Annotated in this window: 1 protein-coding gene; it reads left to right on the top strand. The window is 47.8% G+C overall.

Annotated elements, in window-relative coordinates:
* A partial coding sequence (locus R8N49_RS26630) for a hypothetical protein (protein ID WP_318190386.1) occupies positions 1 to 765 on the top strand: 765 nt, incomplete at both ends.

Below are 765 nucleotides of genomic sequence, written 5' to 3'. Positions count from 1 at the left end.
GGGCCGTTCAATATGTGGCGGGCAGTGCATTAACTACGGTCGATGCGAACTCTCTGGTGGTGGATAACGATATTGACTACAACATCGACCTAGCACCAAATGACAGCATTACGTTGTACGTGATTGGTTTAGTGAATGCACAAGCAACTGGTGACATCGTTAACCCAGCCACACTCAACTACAACGGCAAAGATATTCTCGCAACTGCAACGCTAAAACCTTATCCGGGCGATGTCGTTATCGAAAAGTCCGCTGACGAACGATATTACCAGCCGGGAGAGTTCTCGACATTCCGAGTCAAGGTCACGAACAATGGTTCTGGTTTTGCTGCGGATGTCAAAGTGGAGGATTTGATTTCTGCATTAGAGGTTGAAACGTCTGGTGGCGCAATGGAAGCGGCATTCAACGATTGGACTATCGTGACCAGCAAAGGTGACCTTCGCACCAATATCGAGACCTTACCGGGACCAAATTCGGACATCGCGACCAATCTCGATATTGCTCCAGGAGATACGGTTGAATTTGCTATTACAGGCACAGTGAACAGCCGAGCGGTTGCCAACATTATTAACACAGCAACGGCTGAGTTTGCAGGTGCAACGGCAGAAGCAACCGCAACCTTAGAAACGCTGCCTGAAGAAGTGTGGATTGAGAAAACAGCCGAATCTCCAATGTATATTCCGGGAGAAGATGCGGTATTCCACGTTCGTGTTTACAACGGCACTGATGGTTTCGATAACGACATCGTGTTAGAAGATATTTTGT

The sequence above is a fragment of the Vibrio sp. 1978 genome, assembly GCF_033344345.1.
This window is presented reverse-complemented; position numbering and strand designations above follow the sequence as displayed.